2 protein-coding genes are annotated in these 2,624 nt (G+C 69.7%); one reads left to right on the forward strand and one right to left on the reverse strand.

The window, feature by feature from the left end; genetic code table 11:
* Positions 1-270: 270 nt before the first annotated feature.
* On the forward strand, positions 271-2,358 hold the full coding sequence (locus tag N878_RS17295; RefSeq protein WP_021444857.1) for an acetoacetate--CoA ligase: 2,088 nt from the start codon (positions 271-273) through the stop codon (positions 2,356-2,358).
* A 3-nt stretch (positions 2,359-2,361) separates the two neighbouring features.
* Here N878_RS17295 and N878_RS29060 read toward each other — a convergent pair.
* On the reverse strand, positions 2,362-2,624 hold a 263-nt coding region (locus N878_RS29060), incomplete at its 5' end, for an NAD(P)-dependent oxidoreductase (RefSeq protein ID WP_021444858.1).

Below are 2,624 nucleotides of genomic sequence, written 5' to 3' on the forward strand. Positions count from 1 at the left end.
ACGCCGCCGCGCGCGTCGGCGGCCCACAGCGTGCCGTCGCGCTCGGCGAGGATGCACTCGGGGCGCTGCAGGTCGTGGCCGATGGTGCGGATCGCGGCGCGATCGACCTGAAAGCCGTTGAGCGGGTTGGAGGTCGAAGGCATGGCGTGTCCCCGGTGGGTGCAGCCGCGGGTTGCGGCCGGTGCTGTGCATTGAACGGGGCGTGCCGATTCTTGTACAACCGTACAAACCCTAGGCGTGGTGTGCGCCGGCCGGGTCTAAGCTCGACGCATGACCGCCCCCTACGTGCCCCAGATCCGCCTCTACCAGCAATGGCTCGCCGAACAACGCGGCCTGCGCTTCGACAGCTACGACGCGCTCTGGCGCTGGTCCATCACCGACCTCGATGGCTTCTGGCAAAGCATCTGGGACTACTTCGACCTGCAGTCGCCCACGCCGCACACCAGCGTGCTCGAGCGCAATGTGATGCCCGGCGCGCCGTGGTTCAGCGGTGCGCGCATGAATTACGCGCAGCAGGTGTTCCGCCATGTGCAGGCGGCCCAGGCGGCGGGCTTTCCGGCCGTGGTCAGTTGCAACGAGAAGGGCCGGCGGGAGGAACTCAGCTGGCCCGAACTGCGCCGCCAGGTGGCCTCGCTCGCGCAGCACCTGCAGGCCCAGGGCGTGCAGCCGGGCGACCGCGTCGCGGCCTACCTGCCGAACATTCCCGAGGCCATGGTGGCCTTCCTCGCCACCGTGTCGCTCGGTGGTGTGTGGAGCATCTGCGCGCCCGACATGGGCACCAACGCCGTGCTCGACCGCTTCCGCCAGATCGACCCGGTGGTGCTGATCGCCTGCGACGGCGTGAGCTACGGCGGGCGCGACCACGACCGCCTCGCCGTGGTGGCCGAACTGCGCGCGGCCTTGCCCACGGTGCGCCACGTGGTGCTGCACACCAACCTTGCCGACACCCCCGAGGCCCAGGCCGCGGCGCTGGAGGCCGCGGCACCCTGCACCGGCTTTGCCGCCGCCACCGCGCGCGACGACCGCGCGACCGCCGCATTCGAACCCGTGTGGCTGCCGTTCGACCACCCGCTGTGGATCGTTTATTCCAGCGGCACCACCGGCCTGCCCAAGCCCATCGTGCACGGCCATGGCGGCACGGTGATCGTGGGCCTGGCGCTGAAAAGCCTGCACAACGACGTGGGCTGCAGCTACCACCCGAACAGCTGGGGCGAGCGCTACCACTGGTACAGCTCCACCGGCTGGGTGATGTGGAACGCGCAGACCAGCGGCCTGCTCAACGGCACCACCTGCGTGATTTACGACGGCAACCCCGGCGGCGCCAAGGACAAGCCCGACTGGACCACGCTCTGGCGCTTCGCGGCCGAGCAGGGCGTGACCTTCTTCGGCGCCGGCGCGGCCTTCTTCGCCAACTGCATCAAGGCCGGCGTGGACCTCGCCACCTGTGGCGACCTCTCGGCCGTGCGCGCGCTCGGCACCACCGGTTCGCCGCTGTCGGAGGACGCGCAACGCTGGGGCACCGAGCAGTTCCGCCGCATCGCGAAGACCGAGGCGCAGCAGGACATCTGGTGGTGCAACATTTCCGGCGGCACGGACTTCGCGGGCGCCTTCATCGGCGGCAACCGCGAACTGCCGCAGACCCCCGGGCGCATGCAATGCCGCCTGCTGGGTTGCGCGGTCGAATCGTGGAACGAGCAGGGCCAGCCGGTGATCGACGAGGTCGGTGAGCTGGTGTGCGCGCAGCCCATCCCGTCCATGCCGCTGTACTTCGTGGGCGACGTGGACAACAAACGCCTGCTCGGCAGCTATTTCGACACCTACCCGGCGGGCCAGGGCCGCAAGCCCGGTGGTGGTGACCTCGGCCCCGAGGCCGGCGCGGTCTGGCGCCACGGCGACTGGCTGCGCATCGGCGCCGACGGCTCCTGCGTGATCTACGGCCGCTCCGACGCCACCATCAACCGCCATGGCCTGCGCATGGGCACGAGCGAGCTCTACAGCGCGGTCGAGGCCCTGCCCGAGGTGATGGACTCGATGGTGGTCGACCTCGAATACCTCGGGCGCGAAAGCTACATGCCGCTGTTCGTGGTGCTGCGCGAAGGCCTGGTGCTCGACGACGTGCTGAAGGCGCGCATCAACGACAGCATCAAGACCGCGCTGTCGCCGCGCTTCGTGCCCAACGGCGTGTTCCAGGTGGCGGAGATCCCGCGCACGCTGTCGGGCAAGAAGCAGGAACTGCCGATCAAGAAACTGCTGCTCGGCCAGCCGCTGGAGAAGGTCATCAATCGCGAGGCGATGGCCAACCCGGGCTGCCTGGACTGGTACGTGAAGTTCGCGGCGTCTCGTGCCGCCGCGGCGTAGCCTTCAGTTCGCGACCGTGAAGCGCTGGCGCGCGTGCTTCGGTTGTTCGATCTCGTCCACGATGGCGACGGCCAGGTCGGCCACCGAGATGCCGGCAGGCGCGTCGCCCGTGCCCGGCAGCAACTGGTCGCCGCCCGTGCGGTACTGGCCGGTGCGTTCGCCGGGTGCCAGCGCGATGGGCGGCGAGACGAAGCTCCATTCCAGCGCGGTTTCGCCGCGCAGGCGCGTCAGCAGGTCGCGCGCGGCCAGCGCGCCCTGTTTCCATT

Origin of the sequence: Pseudomonas sp. EGD-AK9, assembly GCF_000465935.2 — a bacterium.
Classification (GTDB): Bacteria; Pseudomonadota; Gammaproteobacteria; order Pseudomonadales; family Pseudomonadaceae; genus Aquipseudomonas.

Bases quoted from the DNA above. Each gene is read 5' to 3' on its own strand.
- N878_RS17295 (WP_021444857.1), top strand. From the start codon at position 271: ATGACCGCCCCCTACGTGCCCCAGATCCGCCTCTACCAGCAATGGCTC.